Origin of the sequence: Staphylococcus hominis subsp. hominis (assembly GCF_002901845.1) — a bacterium.
Lineage (GTDB): Bacteria > Bacillota > Bacilli > Staphylococcales > Staphylococcaceae > Staphylococcus > Staphylococcus hominis.
Genome location: NZ_PPQE01000025.1, coordinates 911,220 through 933,272, shown reverse-complemented (window position 1 = coordinate 933,272; position 22,053 = coordinate 911,220). Strand labels below are relative to the sequence as shown.

Here is a 22,053-nt window from a genome sequence, read left to right as displayed (position 1 = left end):
ATAATCTGTTCTACTCCTTTTAATATTTAATGATTAGGTTTTGAAGGACATCCTTCTAAGTGAGCATCATATAGACCAGCCGCTTCCATAAAAGAGAATACAGTCACAGGTCCTAAAAATTTAAAACCATAAGTTTTTAAATCTTTTGAAAGTTGTTTTGCTCTTTCATCAACTGTGATACGTTCTGAAGGAGTTTTATAGTGCAAATCAATGGGATGTCCATCAACATATGACCATAAAAACTTACTGAAGCTACCATATTCTTTTTCAATTTGTAAATAACCCTTAGCTTGAGATACTATGGCTTCTAATTTCTTTCTATTATGTACGATATTTGGAAAGGTCATTAAAGCATTAATATCTTTCTCTGTCATTTTAGAAATTTTTATAGGATCAAATTGATGAAATGCTTTTTCATAAGCCTCTTTCTTTTTTAATATAGTTAACCAAGATAAACCAGCATGTTGAGATTCAAGTGCAAGTAATTTGAAAAGTGAAAGACTATTAAAATCTGGTTGTCCCCATACTTTATTATGATAATCTAAATAAATAGGGTCTGTAGTTCCAAAGGCACATGCGTTCATAAATATTCCTCCAAAAGATTGACTTATCATTGTTTTCTATTATATTATTAATTAGTAATTAAATATATTTTTTGGGAAGAGTACGTTTGATACTTATCAAAGAGAGCATATGGACGGTGTAAATATGTATAATGATCAAACTGAAGGTAGCCCACAAGTTCTTTTATTGAATACACATATAATAGTAGATAGAAGCGTGTATGAGCGTTAATCATAAATAAGTGCAAGAAGATATGGAGGTATCGTCTTGAATTTAGGTGGTACCACGGAGCATCCGTCCTATATATTAGGAAGGATGCTTTTTTATTTTAGGAGGTTATTTCAATGAAAATGGAATCAAAGTATAATCCTCGTGAAGTTGAAGCGGGGCGTTATGAAGAATGGGTAAAAAATGAATACTTTAAACCTCTAGAAGATGAATCTAGAGAAGCATATACAATTGTTATTCCACCACCGAATGTGACTGGTAAATTACATTTAGGACATGCTTGGGATACAACATTACAAGATATTATTACTCGAATGAAACGTATGCAAGGATACGATACGCTTTATTTACCTGGTATGGATCATGCGGGTATTGCCACACAAGCTAAAGTAGATGCTAAATTAAAAGAACAAGGTATTTCTCGTCATGATATAGGACGTGAAAAATTTTTAGAACATGCTTGGTCTTGGAAAGAAGAATATGCATCTTTTATTCGTAAACAATGGGCTAAATTAGGCTTAGGTCTTGATTATAGTAGAGAACGTTTTACTCTTGATGATGGCTTAAGTAAAGCGGTTAGAAAAGTATTTGTTGATTTATATAATAAAGGAATTATTTATCGTGGAGAGCGAATTATAAATTGGGATCCAGTCGCACGTACAGCATTGTCAGATATAGAAGTGATTCATGAAGATGTGCAAGGTCATTTTTATCATTTTAAATATCCTTATGCTGATGGTAATGGATATATTGAAATTGCCACAACTCGTCCTGAAACAATGCTAGGGGATACTGCTATAGTCGTTAATCCAAATGATGAACGTTATAAAGATGTCATCGGAAAAAAAGTGATTTTACCAATTATAGGTAGAGAATTACCAATTTTAGCAGATGAGTATGTTGATATTGAATTTGGTAGTGGTGCTATGAAAGTTACACCTGCACATGATCCTAATGACTTTGAAATTGGTCAGAGACATCATTTAGAAAACATTATCGTAATGGATGAAAATGGAAAAATGAATGACAATGCATCTCAGTATGCTGGTTTAGATCGTTTCGAATGTCGTAAAAAATTAGTAGAAGATTTAAAAGCTCAAGATTTAGTGATTAAAATTGAAGAACATATGCATTCTGTAGGTCATTCAGAACGTTCTGGTGCAGTAGTAGAACCTTATTTATCTACACAATGGTTTGTAAAAATGAAACCACTTGCGCAACAAGCACTAGATAATCAAAAAACAGATAATCGAATTGATTTTTATCCACCACGTTTTGAAAATACATTTAATCGTTGGATGGAAGAAATTAGAGATTGGACTATTTCTAGACAATTATGGTGGGGTCACCAAATTCCAGCTTGGTATCATAATGAAACAGGTGAAGTATATGTTGGAGAAGAAGCGCCTGCTGATATCGAAAATTGGACTCAAGATGAAGATGTGTTAGATACATGGTTCTCAAGTGCGTTATGGCCATTCTCAACTTTAGGTTGGCCTAATGAAGAAGCAAAAGATTATCAACATTACTATCCAACGAATGTTCTTGTAACTGGTTATGATATTATCTTCTTCTGGGTAGCAAGAATGATTTTCCAAGGATTAGAATTTACTGGTAAACGACCATTTAATGATGTACTTCTTCATGGTTTAGTAAGAGCTGAAGATGGTCGTAAAATGAGTAAATCACTTGGTAATGGTGTAGATCCAATGGATGTCATCGAAAAATACGGAGCAGATAGTTTACGCTACTTCTTAGCAACTGGTTCTTCTCCAGGTAATGACTTACGTTATTCTACCGAAAAAGTTGAATCTGTATGGAACTTTATTAATAAAATTTGGAATGGCGCTCGCTTTAGCTTGATGAATATTGGAGAAGACTTTAAAGTGGAAGACATTGATTTATCTGGTAATTTATCTTTAGCGGATAAATGGATTTTAACACGACTAAATGAAACAATAGAGACCGTTACTAATCTGAGTGAAAAATATGAATTTGGTGAAGTTGGACGTGCTTTATATAACTTTATTTGGGATGAATTCTGTGATTGGTATATTGAAATGAGTAAAATACCAATGAATGGTGAAGATGAATCTCAAAAACAAACAACACGTTCTGTTCTAAGTTATACACTTGATCAAATAATGAGAATGCTACATCCATTTATGCCATTTGTAACTGAAAAAATTTGGCAAAGTTTACCGCATGAAGGAGAAACAATTGTAAAAGCAGCATGGCCGACAGTTAAAGAAGAGTTTGTGTTTGATGAAAGTAAACAGACAATGGAACAATTAGTTGAAATTATTAAATCTGTGAGACAATCACGCGTAGAAGTCAATACACCACTTTCTAAATCAATCCCTATTCTCATTCAAGCTAAAAATGAAGAAATTGAAACAATCTTAGAAAAAAATGCTGATTATATTCACAGATTTTGTAATCCAAGTGAATTAACCATTGATACAAATGTAGATATTCCTGAAAAAGCGATGACAGCGGTAGTAGTTGCTGGTAAAGTAATTTTACCGTTAGAGGGACTTATTGATATGGATAAAGAAATTGAACGCTTAGAGAAAGAGTTAGACAAACTTCAAAAAGAGTTAGACCGTGTTGATAAAAAATTATCAAATGAGAATTTTGTTAATAAAGCACCTGAAAAGATTATAAATGAAGAGCGCGAAAAACAACAAAAATATCAAGAAAAATATAATGGTGTTAAAAACAGAATTGAACAATTAAAAGCATAGGAGAATTGTCAATGAATTACCTAGATAGCTTATATTGGATACATGAGCGCACTAAGTTTGGTATTAAACCTGGTGTTAAAAGAATGGAATGGATGCTTAACCACTTAAATAATCCTCAATTAAATATTCGCGGTATTCATGTGGGTGGAACAAATGGTAAAGGTTCTACAGTAGCTTATTTAAGAGCTGCATTAGTTGAGAATGGATATGAAGTTGGAACATTTACTTCTCCTTTTATTGAAACGTTTAATGAACGAATTAGTTTAAATGGTTATCCGATCTCAAATGACGAAATAGTTGAATTAGTAAAGCGAGTTAAACCAGTAAGTGAAGCGTTAGAACAAGAAACCGAACTCGGTTCTGCAACAGAATTTGAAATTATAACAACAATGATGTTTTTATATTTTGGAGATATACATCCTGTAGATTTCGTTATTGTAGAAGCGGGACTAGGAATTAAAAATGACTCAACTAATGTGTTTACTCCTATTCTTTCAATTTTGACAAGTATAGGATTAGATCATACTGATATTTTAGGAAGTACGTATTTAGATATCGCAAAAGATAAAGGTGCTATCATAAAACCTAATGTACCCGTCATCTATGCAGTAAAAAATGAGGAAGCTTTAAAATACATTAGAGATTTAGCGGAAAATCAGAATGCAAAGCCAATTGAACTAGATAGAGAAATTATTATTGTATCTGAAGATGATGAATTTACTTATAGATATAAAGATTATGAGTTAGAAACAATCATCTTAGATATGATAGGTGATCATCAAAAAGAAAATGCTTCATTAGCTATTACAGCTTTAATAGAGTTGAACGAAGAAAATATTATTGAATTAGATTTTAATAAAATGATTGATGCTATTGAAAGTGTTTGTTGGACAGGACGTATTGAGCAAGTTAAAGAAAAGCCTCTTATTATTATTGACGGAGCACATAATAATGAAAGTGTTGAAGCATTAGTTTCAACAATCAAAAATTATTATGATCTTGAGAAAATGGATGTTTTATTTTCAGCCATTAAAGGTAAACCTGTAAACGAAATGTTAAGTAAATTACAAAATTTAGCTGGTACCTTTTATTTTACTGAATTTGATTTTCATAAAGCCTTATCTAAACAAGAATTACTTGAGAGTATAGATGCTGATAACATCGAATATATTGATGATTATGTAGATTTTATAAATCATTATGATGGTGAGGGCTTATTGATTACAGGTAGTTTATATTTTATAAGTGAAGTAAAATCGAAAGTTGAATTTAATTCATAATATATAGTATGTTAAATGTCTAAATATAGCTATGAAGAAAGTTACAAATTAAACTTCTTCATAGCTTTTTTATTAGTTATATAATTGATAGATTAAGAGTGGACTGATTATTTTTAATAAAAGTTTTATTCATTTTATTGAATTTAAAATGCTTTAAAGAAGATATATTTATTTATTGAAATGAATTTAATCTAATCCTCGTTATTCCATTTACTTAGACCATATTTTAGTTATAATGAATGATATGAGGTGATAAGTATAATAGTATTATTAGCATTTACGTGTAGTGTAATATTTAGTTTTTTATATCAATTTTCAAGTATAGAGAAAGTGAATCTTCAATATTTCAAGCGACGATCCCAATGTGATTATTGTCATACATCATTAAAGTGGTTTGATACTATACCATTATTAAGTTTCATATTCTTAAAAGGACGCTCGAGATGTTGTTCAAATCCTTTAAAGCGTTCCTATATTATAGGTGAAATATTATCGTTTCTTATTGTCCCATATTTAATATTTATCGATATACATATAAATTATTCTCTCTTTATATTAACTTGTTTAATGTTGATAACGATGTCTCTAACCGATATTCAAACATTAACAATCAACAGTAACTTAATCCTCATTTTTTTCATTGTCGGTATATATATTTCTTCATTACATTTGATTTCATTTATATTTATTTTCTTTCTATTACATACATTTTATCTGTTAAATTCTAAAAGTATAGGGTACGGTGATATTTTATTACTTAGTATACTTTCTATATTTTATACTTATGAATTTATGCTTCATCTAATATTATTAACTTGTGCAATTGGTCTTATGTTTTATATCATCATGTTTCGTTTTAAGATACGTAAAATCCCACTTATTCCTTTTATTTCAATCTCATATATTTTATTAATTAATTTTTCCAACAATATTATGTAACTAATAAAGAAAAGGTGATGTTTTTGAAAATTAAAGATATGGCCAAAAGTGAGCTTCCTAAAGAGAGACTCATTCAATATGGTGAAAAAAGTTTGTCTAACAGTGAATTATTAGCAATTTTAATTAACACTGGACGACGAGGGGTTTCAAGTATTGATATTGCGAATGAAATGATTAATAAAGTAAATAATTTAAAAGAATTAAAATTACTTTCAATACATGATTTGTTAAAAATAAAAGGTATAGGATTGCATAAAGCAGTGACATTAAAAGCCGCTTTCGAATTGGGAGAAAGAATAAATAAACGTAATTCGATTGAAAAAGTAAAGATTAAATCTCCTAAAGATGTCGCAGATATGATGATGTCTAAAATGAAAGATTTAACTCAAGAGCATTTAGTTGCTTTATTTTTAAATACTAAAAATATAGTGATTAAAGAAGAAACTATATTTATAGGAACATTAAACTCTTCAGTGATACACCCGAGAGAAGTCTTTAATGCTGCCATTAGAGCTTCATGTAATGCAATAATTGTGATTCATAATCATCCATCTGGAGATGTGACGCCTTCAAAAGAAGATATTGCTACTACCATTAGACTTAAAGAATGTGGACAAATTCTTGGCATTGAATTACTTGACCATATTATTATCGGTGATCAAAAATTTACTAGTTTAGTAGAGGAGGGATATTTCGTATAAAAGGTTAAAAAGTATTTATAGTCTCATTGTTAAAATTTTAGTATAATAAACCTTAATTATATATTTAGAGGTGTACGATGACTTTATTTTTAATCATAGGGGTATTAATACCTATTATTTACATAATGAGATTGAATATTAAACAAGAAACAATTCGTTTAAAAGAAACACTTAATACTGTATTATTATCGATTGTTGGTATTACAACTTTTTCTTTTATTGGAGTATTCGTTAACCAAACGCATACTCAATTATATATTTTACTCATTAGTGATATAGTAACTGGAACGATATTTGGGTTACTATTAGCAACAATATATAAAATTTATGAATACTTGTCTCAAAGCAATCGTAAATAAAGCTAGTTAACTTTTCATACAATACAATCATAAACGAATTAATATAGGGATAGATTGTATCAATTACATTGAAAAGTAACTAGCTTTTTCATTATCTTATATAAGCTGAAAGCACATTAAAATTTTCTAAAATCCAAAGAACACCTTGATAGGCTAAATACAGTCCGAGAATAATAAAAGCAGCAGAGATTAAAAATCTTAAAAGTGCAAATCCTACTTTAAAAAGTATAACTGCAAGCAAGATAAGTAAAATAATTGTAAGAATGTTCATTTCTCACACTCCTCTAAATTTATTTTACGAGTGATATTAATTATTATAATATATTTTAAGAAAATGTTAATCAGTCTAAAGAATTTACTTAATTTACTTCTTTAGACCGATGGATGAAATCTATTTTATATTTATAATAATTTAGGTTTAAAATTGGAGGGATTTAATTGCGAATGGTATTTAGTATTTTTAAAAATATAGTAGCAGTTATTGCAATCCTTAGTATTGTTTATTTTGCATTAAAATATGCCCCATTTTTAAGAGAACAGGACTGGAATCCTATGAATCAACCTCTTAGTAACCAATTCGAGCTTCTACCAAGTAATCAAACATCAACACCAGTGCCCACTAATGGAAAAAGTTATACTATAGAAGAAAACAATTTACTTCAGAATATTCCTGCTAGTCAAACGAAAAATGTATTTAAATTTATAGATAAAAAAGAATTTATGGAAGTTTCAGGTATAGTTAGGATGGGATATAATGAAAATTACATTGTAGGGCAAAGAGATAATGAATTTATCATCTATAAATTCGGAAGTGATACGATTAAAGTCTTTAGTACGGAAATTGAAATGGAACAGGAATTAAATCGTCTAGGACAATCAATTACTTTAAAACCTCAGAATGAGTATTAAAAAATATAATTTGAAAAAAATAAATAAATGCGTTAATGTCTAGAATAGATACAATAATCTTTTGAAGGTTGGTGTAATGTATGTCTGAACAATCTAAAGAAAAACAAGCAAATGAACAAGCAAAAGCACAAAATTTATTTTCGAAATGGAGAAAAGATGAAACGCTCTATGAAGAAGATAAAAAAGATAATTCGAATAAAAAATCGTAAAATTAAATAAGATGACATTTGATAGGAGCAAGTACTAGAATTCAATGAAGATTCTAACTTGTTCCTTTTTTCTTCTTTGAAGATAATATTTAATATTATTCTTTATTTCAATCCTAGAGTAATATAAAATAGAATATAATAGTTTAAAATAAATAGTAGAGGTGTTATGAGTGTTAAATTTTTTTAAAAATAACAAGTTAATTGTTGTTTTTTGTGCAATAATTATTTTTATTGCATTGATTGGTTTGTCCATTCGTTCACAAACTCAATCACCTCCTGAGCAATATGTGGGGGACTCAGTGTCATTTGGTCAGAGAGTAATTAGTTACCCGGTAAACTTTGTGACTGGAGCTATAGGTAACTTCTTAAAATCTAACAAATCAAATCATAATGAAGTTAATCAATTAAAAGCAAAAAACGAAGCATTAGAAGCTGAAAATAAAAACTTAAAAAAAGAACTTGATATGACTGATGCTTCAAAATACGATGCAATTTCAGGTGCCATCATAGCACGTAATCCAGATCAATGGATGAATACAGTGATTATTGATAAAGGTAAAAAAGCTGGTGTAAGCAATAATATGGCAGTGTTTACTAGTGATGGTTTAATTGGAAGAGTAACTAGAGTGAATCAATTTTCTTCTCAAGTTGATTTACTTTCTACGAGTACAAGAGCTGGAAAACTATCAGTCAATATTCAACATCATTCTAAAAATGTTTTTGGATTAATTGATCACTATGATAATAAAACTCAGGAATTAATTATTAGTAATATCAATAATAAGGATAAAATTTCAAAAGGTGACAAAGTAGTAACAAGTGGATTAGCCGACCAATTGCCAAGTGATTTATACATAGGAGAAGTGACGAAGGTAGAAAATGATGAATATGGTTTAGCAAAAGAAGTGAGAGTGAAAACTGGAGCTAATTTATCAGATATTCAACATGTATACATAGCGAAAAAAAGTAATAATACGGATTTCAATGAAAGAGAGACCCGATAATGAAAGCGTTCGTTTATATAATGATTGGTATCATCGTTTTTTATCTTGATACACTTATTAGTTTAGTTATTCCTTTTCATATAGGAAACCTAACATTTATCTTAGTTCCTCATTTAACTTTAATGTATTTATTACTTTTATCAATTTATAGACCATTTATGGTCACATTATTACTAAGCATTTTTTTAGGTATTATAACTGATATCTACTTTGGCAGTGTATATGGTTTATATTTGTTTGGTTATATATTCTTAATAACAATATTTAATAAATTCTTGAAGATTTTTTACCGAGACTATATTATGGTATATTGGTTCAGTATCATTGGTGTAATGATTCTTGAAATATTTGTAGCAATTATATATTCTGTCATTAGCTATGTAGAATTTGATTTACTAAATTTTATATTACTACGTATTATCCCAACACTTATATTAAATATTATTTTATTAATTATTTTTATGCCTATATTCTTTAAATTTTTTAAAAAGCCAATATAATAGATTGACATTGAATATAAGTAATGGTAAGATGCAGTAGTTGAGTAGTTTTATAGCTACATACAACCGCTCAAATACAGGTTTAAGCGTTAAAATGTTTTTATTTTATCACCTGTATATGGCGTGACTTATAATTATAGGAGGTGCAAAGTATGTTTGCTATTATCGAAACAGGCGGTAAACAAATTAAAGTAGAAGAAGGTCAAGAGATCTTCGTTGAAAAATTAGATGTTAATGAAGGTGATTCATTCACATTTGATAAAGTATTATTTGTAGGTGGAGATTCAGTTAAAGTTGGTGCTCCAACTGTTGAAGGAGCTACAGTAACTGCTACTGTGAACAAACAAGGTCGCGGTAAAAAAATTACTGTTTTCACTTACAAACGTCGTAAAGATTCAAAACGTAAAAAAGGTCATCGTCAACCTTATACTAAATTAACAATTGATAAAATCAACGCTTAATTATGATTACTGTTGATATTTCAATTAATGATGAAGGTAAAGTAACAGACGTCATTATGGATGGCCATGCTAATCATGGTGATTATGGCTATGATATTGTTTGTGCAGGGGCTTCAGCTGTTCTTTTTGGAAGTGTAAATGCTATTTTAAGTTTAACTTCTGAAAAGCCGGATATCGATTATGATGATGACGGTGGTCATTTTCACATTAGATCAGTAGACACTAACAATGAGCAAGCACAATTAATTCTTCAAGCAATGCTTGTGTCTTTACAAACGATTGAAGATGAATATAATGAAAATATCAGATTAAATTATAAGTGAGGTGTATCCCGATGTTAAAATTAAACTTACAATTCTTCGCATCTAAAAAAGGGGTAAGTTCTACAAAAAACGGTCGTGACTCAGAATCAAAACGTTTAGGTGCTAAACGTGCAGACGGTCAATTCGTAACAGGTGGCTCAATTTTATATCGTCAACGCGGTACTAAAATTTATGCTGGTGAAAATGTAGGTCGTGGTGGCGATGATACATTATTCGCTAAAATCGACGGCGTTGTTCGTTTCGAACGTAAAGGTCGCGACAAAAAACAAGTTTCTGTATATGCAGTAGCTGAATAATTTTTGTCTAATTAACACCAGAAGTGAAGACTTCTGGTGTTTTATTTTTGTTTAAAAATGATTATAATAGAATCTAACGTTTTAGAGTTAATGATATAATATTAGCGATGAATTAATAAAATATATAAAAAGAGGTGAGATATATGTTTGTCGATCAAGTAAAAATATCTCTAAAAGCAGGCGATGGAGGTAATGGTATTACTGCTTATCGTAGAGAAAAATATGTACCATTTGGTGGCCCTGCCGGTGGTGATGGCGGTAAAGGTGCTTCAGTTATTTTTGAAGTTGATGAAGGTTTAAGAACACTTTTAGACTTTAGATTTCAACGTCATTTTAAGGCTAAAAAAGGTGAAAATGGTCAAAGTAGTAATATGCATGGTAAAAATGCGGAAGACCTAGTTTTAAAAGTGCCTCCTGGTACCATTATTAAAAGTGTAGAAACAGAAGAAGTTTTAGCAGATTTAGTTGAAGAAGGTCAACGTGCAGTCATTGCTCGAGGAGGTCGAGGAGGTCGAGGAAATTCACGTTTTGCAACCCCTCGAAATCCAGCTCCAGACTTTAGTGAAAATGGAGAACCTGGAGAAGAGCTAGATGTTACCTTAGAATTAAAGCTACTTGCTGATGTGGGACTCGTTGGATTCCCAAGTGTAGGGAAATCAACATTGTTGTCTATTGTATCTAAGGCAAAACCTAAAATTGGTGCTTATCATTTTACAACAATTAAACCAAATTTAGGTGTGGTTTCAACACCTGATCATAGAAGTTTTGTAATGGCAGATTTACCAGGTTTAATTGAAGGAGCTTCAGAAGGAGTTGGTTTAGGTCATCAATTTTTACGTCATGTTGAGAGAACAAAAGTTATTGTTCATATGATAGATATGAGTGGTTCTGAAGGAAGAGATCCACTTGAAGATTATCAAATCATCAATAATGAACTGATAAATTATAAACAAAGATTAGAAGATAGACCTCAAATTATAGTGGCAAATAAAATGGATATACCGGAAGCAAAAGATAACCTAGAATTATTTAAAAAAGAAATTGATGAAGAGGTAACTATTGTTCCAGTTTCTACAATTACAAGAGATAATATTGATCAATTACTATATACAATTGCTGATAAATTAGAAGAAGTAAAAGATATTGATTTTAGTGTAGAAGAAGATGAAGATGCAGGTGTTAATCGCGTATTATATAAACATACGCCATCTCAAGATAAATTTACGATTACAAGAGATGATGATGGTGCCTATGTAGTAAGCGGTAATGCAATCGAACGCATGTTTAAAATGACAGACTTTAATAGTGATCCAGCAGTAAGACGCTTTGCACGTCAAATGCGCTCTATGGGTATTGATGATGCATTAAGAGAACGTGGATGTAGTAATGGTGATATTGTTAGAATACTTGGGGGAGAATTTGAATTCGTCGAATAGGAGGGCTTTTTAGTGGACAGCAAAGATTATAAAAAGTTTTATTTAATACGTGAAGACGTTTTACCAGAATCAGTGGTTAAAACGCTTAAAATTAAAGACGCTTTAAAAAATGATTCCACACTGTCCATTTATGAAGCAGTTAAGCAGTTTAATCTATCAAGAAGTGCTTTTTATAAATATAGAGATACTATTTTTCCTGTAGATGACAAGATTTTTGAACACCGTGAATTCACCTTGATTCTCTATGTTAATGATATAGTAGGAATGCTTGCTCAAGTACTACAAATTATTTCAAAACTAGCGTTATCCGTTTTAACTATTCATCAAAGTGTTCCAATGGAAGAAAAAGCAACGATTACACTCTCTTTGAGTGCAAAAGATCAATCATTATCAATAGAAAAGGTCATGGGCACTTTGAGAAATATTCAACATGTTTATAAAGTTGAATTAATTAGTATGAGTATGTAAGGAAGGTATTTATGTACGCTTATATAAAAGGACATTTATCTCAATTGTTTCCAACACATATTGTTGTAGAAACGTCTAGTGGTATCGGTTATGAAATTCAAACTCCAAATTCATATCGATTTCAAAAATATTTAAATCAAGAATGTAAAGTCTTTACTTCACTTATTGTAAGAGAAGACGCACAATTATTATATGGTTTTATTAGCGAAGAAGAAAAAGAGATGTTCTTAAGCTTAATAAAAGTTACAGGTATAGGCCCTAAATCAGCTTTAGCTATTCTAGCCACAAGTACACCTAACGAAGTTAAACGTGCAATTGAAAATGAAAATGATACTTATCTAACTAAATTTCCTGGTATAGGTAAAAAGACTGCACGACAAATTGTATTAGATTTAAAAGGTAAAGTTAAGATTACAGAAGAGACTAGTGAGACCTTGTTACAAGTTGAGGGACAAGTTGAAGAAAATGACAATATAATTAAGGAAGCGTTATTAGCGCTTGCAGCTTTAGGATACTCTAAGAGAGAGCTTTCTAAAGTTGAAAAAGTACTTAATAAAACATCCATTCACTCTGTTGATGAAGCAGTTAAGATTGGTTTAAAAACGCTTGTATCTTAATATTATGAACTATAACTGGGGGGATAAATATGGATGATAGAATGGTAGATCAATCATTACACAATGAAGAATCTTCTTTTGAATTCTCACTCAGACCAACTAAATTAAAACAATATATTGGGCAATCATCAATAAAGAACAATTTAGAAATTTTTATAAAAGCGGCTAAACTAAGGGATGAGCCATTAGATCATGTATTACTTTTTGGCCCTCCAGGATTAGGTAAAACGACACTTTCAAATATTATTGCTAATGAAATGGAAGTCAATATAAGAACTGTATCTGGTCCATCATTAGAGCGACCTGGAGATTTAGCGGCAATTTTATCTGGGTTACAACCTGGCGATGTTTTATTTATTGATGAAATTCATCGCTTAAGTAGTGTAGTAGAAGAAGTTTTATACTCTGCTATGGAGGATTTTTTCTTAGATATTATTATCGGTAAAGGTGATGAAGCACGTAGTATACGTATTGATTTACCACCTTTTACTCTAGTAGGTGCGACAACACGTGCTGGAAGTTTAACAGGCCCTTTAAGAGATCGATTTGGTGTCCATTTAAGATTAGAGTACTATTCGGAATCAGATTTAAAAGAAATCATTATTCGAACTGCTGAAGTATTAGGTACAAAAATTGATGATGAAAGTGCAGTTGAGCTTGCTAAGCGTTCAAGAGGAACACCTCGTGTTGCAAATCGACTACTAAAAAGAGTAAGAGATTTTCAACAAGTAAATGAAGATGAACAAATTTATATCGAAACAACAAAGCAAGCTTTAAACTTATTACAAGTGGATGATGAAGGCTTAGATTACATTGATCATAAAATGATGAATTGTATTATTAATCAATATAATGGAGGCCCTGTGGGGCTGGATACGATAGCAGTGTCAATTGGAGAAGAACGTATTACAATCGAAGATGTCTATGAACCCTTTTTAATACAAAAAGGATTTATAGAACGAACACCAAGAGGTAGAAAAGCAACACCATTTGCCTATGAACATTTCAAAAAAACTAAAGAATGAGGGAATAATATGAACGTTGAGGAGTTTGATTATCATTTACCTGAATCATTGATTGCTCAGACACCTTTAAAAAATAGAGATCAAAGTAGATTACTTGTGCTAGGTAGAAAGACTGGAAATATTGCACATAAACACTTTACAGATATTATGGATTATTTTGAAACTGGAGATACATTAGTGTTAAATGACACACGTGTTATGCCAGCGCGTTTATTCGGTTTGAAAGAAGAAACAGGTGCAAAGGTAGAAATGTTAATGCTTACTAGGATAGAGGACAATGACTGGGAAGTGTTATTAAAACCAGCAAAACGTATTAAAGTAGGTAATACTTTATCATTTGGTAACGGCAAAATCATTGCTGAATGTATAAAAGAATTAGAACAAGGTGGGCGTATTATGCGTCTACATTTTGAAGGTATTTTAGAAGAACGCTTAGATGAGTTAGGTGAAATGCCTTTACCACCTTATATTAAAGAACGTTTAGACGATCCGGATAGATATCAAACTGTATATGCTAAAGAAAATGGTTCCGCTGCAGCGCCTACTGCAGGGTTACATTTTACAGATGAGCTTTTACAGAAAATAAAAGATAAAGGTGTCAATATTGCATTTATTACACTACACGTTGGCCTAGGTACCTTTAGACCAGTAAGTGTGGAGGATATTAATGATCATGAAATGCATAGTGAATACTATCAAATGACTAAAGAAACGGCAGATATTCTGAATAAAACTAAAGAAAATGGGCATAGAATTATTTCTGTAGGTACAACGTCTACTAGAACGTTAGAAACCATTCGTCGTGATCATGAACAATTTGTTGCCACAAGTGGTTGGACAGATATATTTATTTATCCAGGTTTTGAATATAAAGCAATTGATGGGTTAATTACTAATTTTCATTTGCCCAAATCAACATTAGTGATGTTAGTCTCTGCTTTTAGTAGTCGAGAATATATTTTGAATGCTTATAAAGAAGCGGTAAAACTTAAATATAGATTCTTTAGTTTTGGAGATGCAATGTTAATAATTTAATGAATGAGAGGTACAGATTATGCCAGCAGTAACTTATGAGCACATTAAAACTTGTAAGCAATCAGGTGCACGTTTAGGGATTATTCATACACCCCACGGCTCATTTGAGACACCCATGTTTATGCCAGTAGGTACGAAAGCAACAGTTAAAACAATGAGTCCAGAAGAGTTAAGACAAATTGAAGCTAAAATTATATTAGGAAATACATATCATTTGTGGTTACAACCTGGAAATGATATTATCAAACAAGCTGGGGGCTTACATAAGTTCATGAATTGGGATGGCCCTATTCTTACAGATTCTGGTGGTTTCCAAGTATTTAGCTTGAGTAATCTTAGAAAAATATCAGAAGAGGGTGTCGAATTTAGACATCATACAAATGGCTCTAAGTTGTTTTTAAGTCCAGAAAAATCAATGCAAATTCAAAATGACTTAGGTTCAGATATTATGATGGCATTTGATGAGTGTCCACCTATGCCTGCCGAATATAAATATGTAAAAGATTCAATTGAACGTACAACGAGATGGGCTAAACGATGTCTTGAAGCACATCAACGTCCAGAAGACCAAGCATTATTTGGTATTATACAAGGTGGAGAGTACAAAGACTTAAGAGAACAAAGTGCTAAAGAACTTGTATCATTGGATTTTCCTGGATATGCTATTGGTGGTTTATCTGTAGGTGAACCAAAACCAGTGATGTACGATATGGTTGAACATACGGTTCAATTTATGCCAGAAGATAAACCAAGATACTTAATGGGAGTAGGATCACCTGATGCCTTAATAGAATGTAGCATTCGCGGCATGGATATGTTTGATTGTGTGTTGCCAACACGCATAGCTAGAAATGGAACATGTATGACATCTCAAGGACGATTGGTTATAAAAAATGCTAAATATGCAGATGATTTTAGTCCTATAGATGAGAATTGTGATTGCTATACTTGTAAGAATTATACACGTGCATATATTAGACACCTAATTAAAGCAGAGGAAACGTTTGGTATCCGTCTTACTACTATTCATAATTTACATTTTCTGCTAAAATTAATGGAAGATATTAGACAGGCCATTCGAGAAGATCGTTTATTAGATTTTAAAGAAGAATTTTTCGAACAATATGGGCTAAATGTAGAGAACCCTAAAAACTTTTAATAAGGAGAACAACATAATGAATGTTTCAGCATTAATCTTGCCTATAATTTTAATTATAGTATTTTATTTCTTTTTAATTAGACCGCAACAAAAACGTGCGAAAGAACATCGTGAAATGATTAGTCGTATCGAAGCAGGTCAAAAAATTACAACTATTGGTGGAATCAAAGGAACAGTTAAAGCTGTGGATGAAACAGCAGTTGTAATCACAGTAAATGGTCATGGTACTGAAATGACATTTGAAAAACCTGCGATTAAACAAGTTGATCCATCATAAATTATAATAAAAAGACATTCCACGACAGTTTGTTGTCATGGAATGTCTTTTTATTAACTATTTATCTTGATTACACTAATAAAGAGGTTATGTTAAGATAGATAAGTCTTGTCACATAGATGTAATCTTTAATTCACTTGCACATGGTTTATTAAAAGATTATTCTAATTACATAAGTAAATAATGAGGTGTTCATGTGAAAAAAACAAGTAGAATAATTGCATTCATACTCATTGTAGCGCTACTGATTGTAGGTATGGGCTTTACATATAAGAATGTAGTTAAGAATGTAAATCTAGGTTTGGATTTACAAGGTGGTTTCGAAGTATTATATCAAGTTAAACCACTTAGCGGTGATGGTAAAATCGATGATAAGGCTTTACAATCTACTGCTCAAACTTTAGAAAATCGTGTTAATGTATTAGGTGTATCTGAGCCTCATATTCAAGTTGAAGACCCTGATAGAATTAGGGTACAACTCGCAGGGGTAAAAAATCCTGATGAAGCTCGAAAAATTTTGTCCTCACAAGCAAATCTGACTATACGTGATGCTGATGACCACGTTAAATTAACAGGTAAAGATATTGTACAAGGTTCTGCAAAACAAGAATTTAAACAAGGTACAAACGAACCTGCAGTCACTTTTAAATTAAAAGACCGTGCGAAATTCAAAAAAGTTACAGAAGAAATTTCTAAAAAACAAGAAAATATGATGGTAGTGTGGTTAGACTATAAAAAAGGTGATAGCTATCATAAAGAGTTGGAAAAACCTGAAGATAAACGGAAATACGTTTCAGCCGCTTCAGTAGATCAACCCATTAATTCAGACAGTGTAGAAATTTCAGGTGGCTTCCAGGGTCAACAAGGCGTAGAACGTGCTAAGCAAATTGCAGAATTATTAAATGCAGGTTCATTACCAGTTGATTTAAAAGAAATTTATTCTAATTCTGTAGGTGCACAATTTGGTCAAGATGCATTAGATAAAACAATCTTTGCATCAATGGTTGGTGTTGCAATTATCTATTTATTTATGGTAGGTTTTTACAGATTACCAGGTATTGTAGCAGTGATAGCTTTAACAGTATATGTTTATTTAACATTAGTAGCATTTAACTTTATTTCAGGTGTACTTACATTACCAGGTTTAGCTGCATTAGTATTAGGTGTTGGTATGGCTGTAGATGCAAACATCATCATGTATGAACGGATTAAAGATGAACTTAGAGTAGGACGAACGCTTAAACAGGCTTATTCTAAAGCAAATAAAAGTTCTTTCTTAACGATTTTTGATTCAAACTTAACAACGGTTATAGCAGCAGCAGTATTATTCTTCTTTGGTCAAAGTTCAGTTAAAGGATTTGCTACGATGTTATTATTAGGTATTTTAATGATATTCATCACAGCTGTCTTCTTATCAAGAGGACTATTATCACTTTTAGTTTCTTCTAATTACTTTAAGAAGAAATATTGGATGTTTGGTGTAAATAAAAATAATCGCCATGATATCAATGAAGGTGTAGATGTTCATGACTTAAAAACAGCTTTTGAAAAATGGAATTTTGTTAAATTAGCAAAACCATTAATTGGAGTAAGTATTTTAATTTTAGTAATTGGTATAATTATTCTAAGTATATTTAAACTTAATTTAGGTATTGATTTCTCATCTGGTACAAGAGTAGATCTTGATTCTGATACGAAGTTATCTCAAACGAAAGTTGAACGTACGATTAAAGATGTTGGTTTGACACCTGATCAAATTCAAATTAATGGTAATGACAATAAACAAGCAACAGTTCAATTTAAAAATGATTTATCTAAAGATGAAACTTTGAAACTTAATAAAGTTATTAATGATCAATATGGTCATAAACCGACAGTGAACACAGTCTCTCCAATGATTGGTCAAGAGTTAGCTAAAAATGCAATGAAAGCATTAATTTATGCAGCTATTGGTATTATTATCTATGTTTCATTAAGATTCGAATGGAGAATGGGGCTTTCTGCTGTCTTAGCATTACTTCATGACGTATTTATTATCGTTGCTTTATTCAGTTTATTAAGACTTGAAGTAGATATTACATTTATCGCTGCAATCTTAACGATTGTAGGTTACTCAATAAATGATACAATTGTTACTTTCGACCGTGTAAGAGAAAATCTTCATAAAATTAAAGTTATAACAGAACCTCATCAAATCGATGATATTGTTAACCAATCTATTAGACAAACGATGACTCGTTCTGTTAATACAGTTCTTACAGTCGTTGTAGTAGTTATCGCCATACTAATCTTTGGTGCATCAAGTCTGTTTAACTTCTCATTAGCATTACTTATTGGATTATTATCTGGTGTATTCTCTTCTATCTTTATTGCAGTTCCACTATGGGGCATCATGAAGAAACATCAGTTGAAAAAATCTGAAAACGGTAAGCTTGTAGTTTATAAAGAGAAAAAATCAAATGATGAAAAAATCTTAGTATAATTAAATATATGATATAAAATTAGTGGAAGAAACAAAAGAATTCTAATTGAATTCAGTGTTTCTTCCTCTTTTTATTTATTCTTTTTTTAGGTATAATTGCTTGTGGAAAAAGGAAGGATAACTTTATGATTCAATCTAAATATAAATGGCTTTATGAAGCACCTAAACAAAATATATCGTCTGAGATTATTAAGGAATTTAATTTATCTCCTATTGTAAGAAAGATTTTAGAAAGTAAATCGATTACACAGTACGATGAGATAAATACATTAATTAATGGTACAAATAAAAAGCATGATTCATGGCTAATGAGTGATATGCAAAAAGCTGTTGATCGAATTAATTTAGCGATTGATAAAAATGAAAGAATATTAGTATATGGAGACTATGATGCCGATGGCGTAACATCTACAACGATATTAGTTCAAACACTGCGGAAATTGGGCGCTGAAGTCGGTTGGTATATTCCTAATCGATTTAGCGAAGGTTATGGCCCAAATAAATACGCCTTTCAAAATGCTTACGATGAAGGCGTATCACTTATTATTACAGTTGACAATGGAATACAAGGTCATGAAGAAATTGAAATGGTACAAGTATTAGGAGTCGATGTAATTGTTACAGACCATCATGAAATAGGCCGTACATTACCAAAAGCATATGCCATTATTCATCCTATGCATCCAGAATTTGAGTATCCATTTAAATATTTATGTGGAGCCGGTGTCGCATACAAATTATCGCAATGTTTAATAGATCATCCTCCAGAATATTTCATAGTTCTTGCAACTATTGGGACGATTGCAGATTTAGTGTCACTGACTGATGAAAACAGAACGATTGTTCAAGAAGGTCTTAAATATTTAAATCAATCCTGTCCATTTCAAATTCAATCATTATTAAATCAAGCAGGATTTAATGATGAGATAGATGAAGAAACAATTGGTTTCATTATTGGACCTCGTTTAAATGCGGTAGGTAGATTAGAAGATGCGTCATTAGCAGCGGAATTACTGATGGCAGAAGATTCTGAAGAGGCGAATTTTTTAGCTGAACAAGTAGAGGCATTTAACATTGAACGTAAAGATATTGTAGCTCAAATAACAGAAGAAGCCCTATTGATGGCTAATGAAAAAGTTGAAAATGGCGACAAATTTTTACTTTTAGCTAAAGAAGGATGGCATGAGGGAGTATTAGGTATTGTGGCTTCAAAAATTGTAGAAACTTATGCTTTACCCACTCTTATTTTAAATATAGATTTAGAACAACATCATGCAAAAGGTTCAGCTAGAAGTATTGAACAAGTGTCCATGTTCGAAATTTTAAGTGCACATCAAGATTTGATATCTAAATTTGGTGGTCATCATATGGCAGCTGGAATGACGATGGAGATTGATAATATTGATGCATTATCAAAAGGACTAAATGAGTGGATGGTTCAGCTTTCTAAACATACTTCTTTAGAACCAACAAAACATATTACGACTAAACTTTCAGAAGATGACATTACTGTATCAAATATTCATGATATTAAAATACTGAAACCGTTTGGTACTGATTTTGAAAAACCTTTATTTGAATTGGATGATACAGAAGTTAATGATGTTAAAGCGATTGGAAAAGATAAAAATCATTTAAAATTAGTAACTGGTCAAGCTAAGTTACAACATTTATTTTGGAAAAATGGTGGTTTAATTACACAAATAGAATTAGGCCAACCCGTCAATATCATAGGACATTTACAAATAAATGAGTGGAATGGCAATCAGACACCTCAAATGATGATACAAGATTTAGCGACTCAAAATGAGCAAATATTAGATTATAGAAGTAAACGTAAACAACTTAACATTGATACGTCATCTAAAAATGTTGCTTTTGTCATTCATTCTAAAAAAGAGAAGCTAGGGGAGAATTATTTCCACTACGGTGAAACAATTGATTCATCATATAATACGATTGTATTTCGTGATTTACCAACTGATTTAGATAGTGTTAAACAATCTCTAAAACATTTAGAATACTCACAACTCTATTTAGTATTACACCATCAACATTCAATTTATTTCGAGGGGTTACCGAGTAGTCATCTATTTAAACAAAGTTATAAGGCACTATTCATTAGGAAAGAAATGAATTTAGAAAAAGAAGGTTTACAATTATGTCAATACTTAAATATTAAGCCAAATACTTTAAAGTTTATTTTAAAAGTATTTCTTGACCTAAGTTTTATTTACGAAGAAAATGGTATAATTAAAATAAATGATAATCCAAGTAAACAATCTATTGAGTCGAGTCAAGTTTATAAATCGAGACAGTCAAGAATTGAAGTTGAAAAATTAATGCTTTATGATGACTTTTCACATCTTAAGAATTGGATTAAAGCTCAAAAAGCGTAACGCATAGGAGGAAATTTTTAAATGGATTTAAAGCAATACGTATCTGAAGTACAAGGCTGGCCTAAACCAGGTGTTAGTTTCAAAGATATTACAACTATTATGGATAATGGTGAAGCATACGGTTATGCAACTGATCAAATTGTAAAGTATGCAAAAGATCGTAACGTTGATATTGTTGTAGGCCCTGAAGCAAGAGGATTTATTATTGGCTGTCCAGTTGCGTACTCAATGGGAATTGGATTTGCACCTGTAAGAAAAGAAGGAAAATTACCACGTGAAGTTATTCGCTATGAATACGACTTAGAATATGGGACAAATGTTTTAACAATGCATAAAGATGCAATTAAACCAGGACAACGTGTTTTAATCACTGATGATTTATTAGCGACAGGTGGAACAATTGAAGCGGCTATTAAATTAGTAGAAAAATTAGGTGGTATTGTTGTTGGAATAGCTTTTATTATTGAATTAAAATATTTAAATGGTATGGAAAAAATTAAAGACTATGATGTCATGAGTTTAATTTCTTACGATGAATAGTCATTAATTTAGTAATTAGATTAATATATACTTTAAAGCGAGTGTAGGAATTCAGATTGAATACTATCTCGCTTTTTTATTTATCGTTGTATCAT

General features: G+C 31.0%; 24 protein-coding genes and 2 other annotated features. Of the genes, 22 read left to right on the top strand and 2 right to left on the bottom strand.

Annotated features, from left to right (window positions below):
* Nucleotides 1–26 precede the first annotated feature (26 nt).
* Nucleotides 27–584, bottom strand: a complete 558-nt coding sequence (locus CD034_RS06160) for a DNA-3-methyladenine glycosylase I (protein ID WP_049335986.1) — start codon at nt 582–584, stop codon at nt 27–29.
* Nucleotides 585–642: 58 nt separating this feature from the next.
* Nucleotides 643–869, top strand: a binding site (T-box leader).
* A gap of 39 nt (nt 870–908) precedes the next feature.
* Here CD034_RS06160 and CD034_RS06155 point away from each other — a divergent pair.
* The 5 genes from CD034_RS06155 to CD034_RS06135 all read left to right on the top strand — a co-directional run bounded on the left by CD034_RS06155 (nt 909) and on the right by CD034_RS06135 (nt 6,818).
* On the top strand, nt 909–3,539 hold the full coding sequence (locus CD034_RS06155; RefSeq protein WP_049430970.1) for a valine--tRNA ligase: 2,631 nt from the start codon (nt 909–911) through the stop codon (nt 3,537–3,539).
* A gap of 11 nt (nt 3,540–3,550) precedes the next feature.
* Complete coding sequence (locus CD034_RS06150) at nt 3,551–4,819, top strand: bifunctional folylpolyglutamate synthase/dihydrofolate synthase (RefSeq protein ID WP_049335990.1); 1,269 nt, start codon at nt 3,551–3,553, stop codon at nt 4,817–4,819.
* Between the two features lie 249 nt (nt 4,820–5,068).
* The gene (locus CD034_RS06145) at nt 5,069–5,758 is read left to right on the top strand and encodes a prepilin peptidase (protein ID WP_002455238.1); all 690 of its coding nucleotides are present in this window, start codon (nt 5,069–5,071) and stop codon (nt 5,756–5,758) included.
* A gap of 23 nt (nt 5,759–5,781) precedes the next feature.
* Nucleotides 5,782–6,459, top strand: a complete 678-nt coding sequence (radC, locus tag CD034_RS06140) for a RadC family protein (protein ID WP_002448999.1) — start codon at nt 5,782–5,784, stop codon at nt 6,457–6,459.
* 77 nt (nt 6,460–6,536) lie between these two features.
* Nucleotides 6,537–6,818, top strand: a complete 282-nt coding sequence (locus CD034_RS06135; RefSeq protein ID WP_002455240.1) for a hypothetical protein — start codon at nt 6,537–6,539, stop codon at nt 6,816–6,818.
* Between the two features lie 91 nt (nt 6,819–6,909).
* Here CD034_RS06135 and CD034_RS06130 read toward each other — a convergent pair whose 3' ends face one another.
* Entirely contained in the window at nt 6,910–7,089 is a 180-nt protein-coding gene (locus CD034_RS06130; RefSeq protein ID WP_002455241.1) for a hypothetical protein, read from the bottom strand.
* A 167-nt stretch (nt 7,090–7,256) separates the two neighbouring features.
* Between CD034_RS06130 and CD034_RS06125 the strand changes: the two genes are divergently transcribed.
* The 17 genes from CD034_RS06125 to CD034_RS06050 all read left to right on the top strand — a co-directional run bounded on the left by CD034_RS06125 (nt 7,257) and on the right by CD034_RS06050 (nt 21,958).
* On the top strand, nt 7,257–7,727 hold the full coding sequence (locus tag CD034_RS06125; protein ID WP_002448941.1) for a DUF4930 family protein: 471 nt from the start codon (nt 7,257–7,259) through the stop codon (nt 7,725–7,727).
* An 80-nt stretch (nt 7,728–7,807) separates the two neighbouring features.
* Nucleotides 7,808–7,936, top strand: a complete 129-nt coding sequence (locus CD034_RS11400; RefSeq protein WP_002448962.1) for a hypothetical protein — start codon at nt 7,808–7,810, stop codon at nt 7,934–7,936.
* A gap of 170 nt (nt 7,937–8,106) precedes the next feature.
* Nucleotides 8,107–8,940: a rod shape-determining protein MreC gene (gene mreC, locus CD034_RS06115; protein ID WP_002448929.1), complete on the top strand. Its 834-nt coding sequence runs from the start codon at nt 8,107–8,109 to the stop codon at nt 8,938–8,940.
* A complete protein-coding gene (gene mreD / locus CD034_RS06110; RefSeq protein WP_002448950.1) occupies nt 8,940–9,440 on the top strand; it encodes a rod shape-determining protein MreD in 501 nt (166 codons plus the stop codon). The genes mreC and mreD overlap by 1 nt, the downstream gene beginning before the upstream one ends.
* 54 nt (nt 9,441–9,494) lie before the next feature.
* Nucleotides 9,495–9,579, top strand: a sequence feature (ribosomal protein L21 leader region).
* A 13-nt stretch (nt 9,580–9,592) separates the two neighbouring features.
* Nucleotides 9,593–9,901, top strand: coding sequence for a 50S ribosomal protein L21 (gene rplU / locus CD034_RS06105; RefSeq protein WP_002448968.1), 309 nt, complete (start codon nt 9,593–9,595; stop codon nt 9,899–9,901).
* A 2-nt stretch (nt 9,902–9,903) separates the two neighbouring features.
* Complete coding sequence (locus CD034_RS06100; protein ID WP_002448953.1) at nt 9,904–10,224, top strand: ribosomal-processing cysteine protease Prp; 321 nt, start codon at nt 9,904–9,906, stop codon at nt 10,222–10,224.
* Nucleotides 10,225–10,235: 11 nt separating this feature from the next.
* Nucleotides 10,236–10,520 carry a 50S ribosomal protein L27 gene (gene rpmA / locus CD034_RS06095; RefSeq protein ID WP_002449010.1) on the top strand — a complete coding sequence of 95 codons (285 nt, stop codon included), beginning with the start codon at nt 10,236–10,238 and terminating at the stop codon, nt 10,518–10,520.
* Nucleotides 10,521–10,663: 143 nt separating this feature from the next.
* The gene (obgE, locus tag CD034_RS06090; protein WP_002448940.1) at nt 10,664–11,956 is read left to right on the top strand and encodes a GTPase ObgE; all 1,293 of its coding nucleotides are present in this window, start codon (nt 10,664–10,666) and stop codon (nt 11,954–11,956) included.
* Nucleotides 11,957–11,968: 12 nt separating this feature from the next.
* Complete coding sequence (locus CD034_RS06085) at nt 11,969–12,424, top strand: ACT domain-containing protein (protein ID WP_002448936.1); 456 nt, start codon at nt 11,969–11,971, stop codon at nt 12,422–12,424.
* Between the two features lie 11 nt (nt 12,425–12,435).
* Nucleotides 12,436–13,041 (top strand): Holliday junction branch migration protein RuvA, encoded by a 606-nt coding sequence (gene ruvA / locus CD034_RS06080; RefSeq protein ID WP_002448949.1) that lies wholly within the window; start codon nt 12,436–12,438, stop codon nt 13,039–13,041.
* Between the two features lie 29 nt (nt 13,042–13,070).
* A complete protein-coding gene (gene ruvB / locus CD034_RS11210) occupies nt 13,071–14,066 on the top strand; it encodes a Holliday junction branch migration DNA helicase RuvB (RefSeq protein WP_002448957.1) in 996 nt (331 codons plus the stop codon).
* 9 nt (nt 14,067–14,075) lie between these two features.
* Nucleotides 14,076–15,101 (top strand): tRNA preQ1(34) S-adenosylmethionine ribosyltransferase-isomerase QueA, encoded by a 1,026-nt coding sequence (queA, locus tag CD034_RS11205; protein ID WP_002448945.1) that lies wholly within the window; start codon nt 14,076–14,078, stop codon nt 15,099–15,101.
* A gap of 19 nt (nt 15,102–15,120) precedes the next feature.
* The gene (gene tgt, locus CD034_RS06070) at nt 15,121–16,260 is read left to right on the top strand and encodes a tRNA guanosine(34) transglycosylase Tgt (protein WP_002455245.1); all 1,140 of its coding nucleotides are present in this window, start codon (nt 15,121–15,123) and stop codon (nt 16,258–16,260) included.
* Between the two features lie 16 nt (nt 16,261–16,276).
* Entirely contained in the window at nt 16,277–16,537 is a 261-nt protein-coding gene (gene yajC / locus CD034_RS06065; protein ID WP_002448938.1) for a preprotein translocase subunit YajC, read from the top strand.
* A 196-nt stretch (nt 16,538–16,733) separates the two neighbouring features.
* The gene (secDF, locus tag CD034_RS06060) at nt 16,734–19,019 is read left to right on the top strand and encodes a protein translocase subunit SecDF (RefSeq protein ID WP_002449003.1); all 2,286 of its coding nucleotides are present in this window, start codon (nt 16,734–16,736) and stop codon (nt 19,017–19,019) included.
* A 125-nt stretch (nt 19,020–19,144) separates the two neighbouring features.
* Complete coding sequence (gene recJ / locus CD034_RS06055) at nt 19,145–21,418, top strand: single-stranded-DNA-specific exonuclease RecJ (RefSeq protein ID WP_002455246.1); 2,274 nt, start codon at nt 19,145–19,147, stop codon at nt 21,416–21,418.
* Between the two features lie 21 nt (nt 21,419–21,439).
* Nucleotides 21,440–21,958, top strand: a complete 519-nt coding sequence (locus CD034_RS06050) for an adenine phosphoribosyltransferase (protein WP_002448963.1) — start codon at nt 21,440–21,442, stop codon at nt 21,956–21,958.
* Nucleotides 21,959–22,053 lie beyond the last annotated feature (95 nt).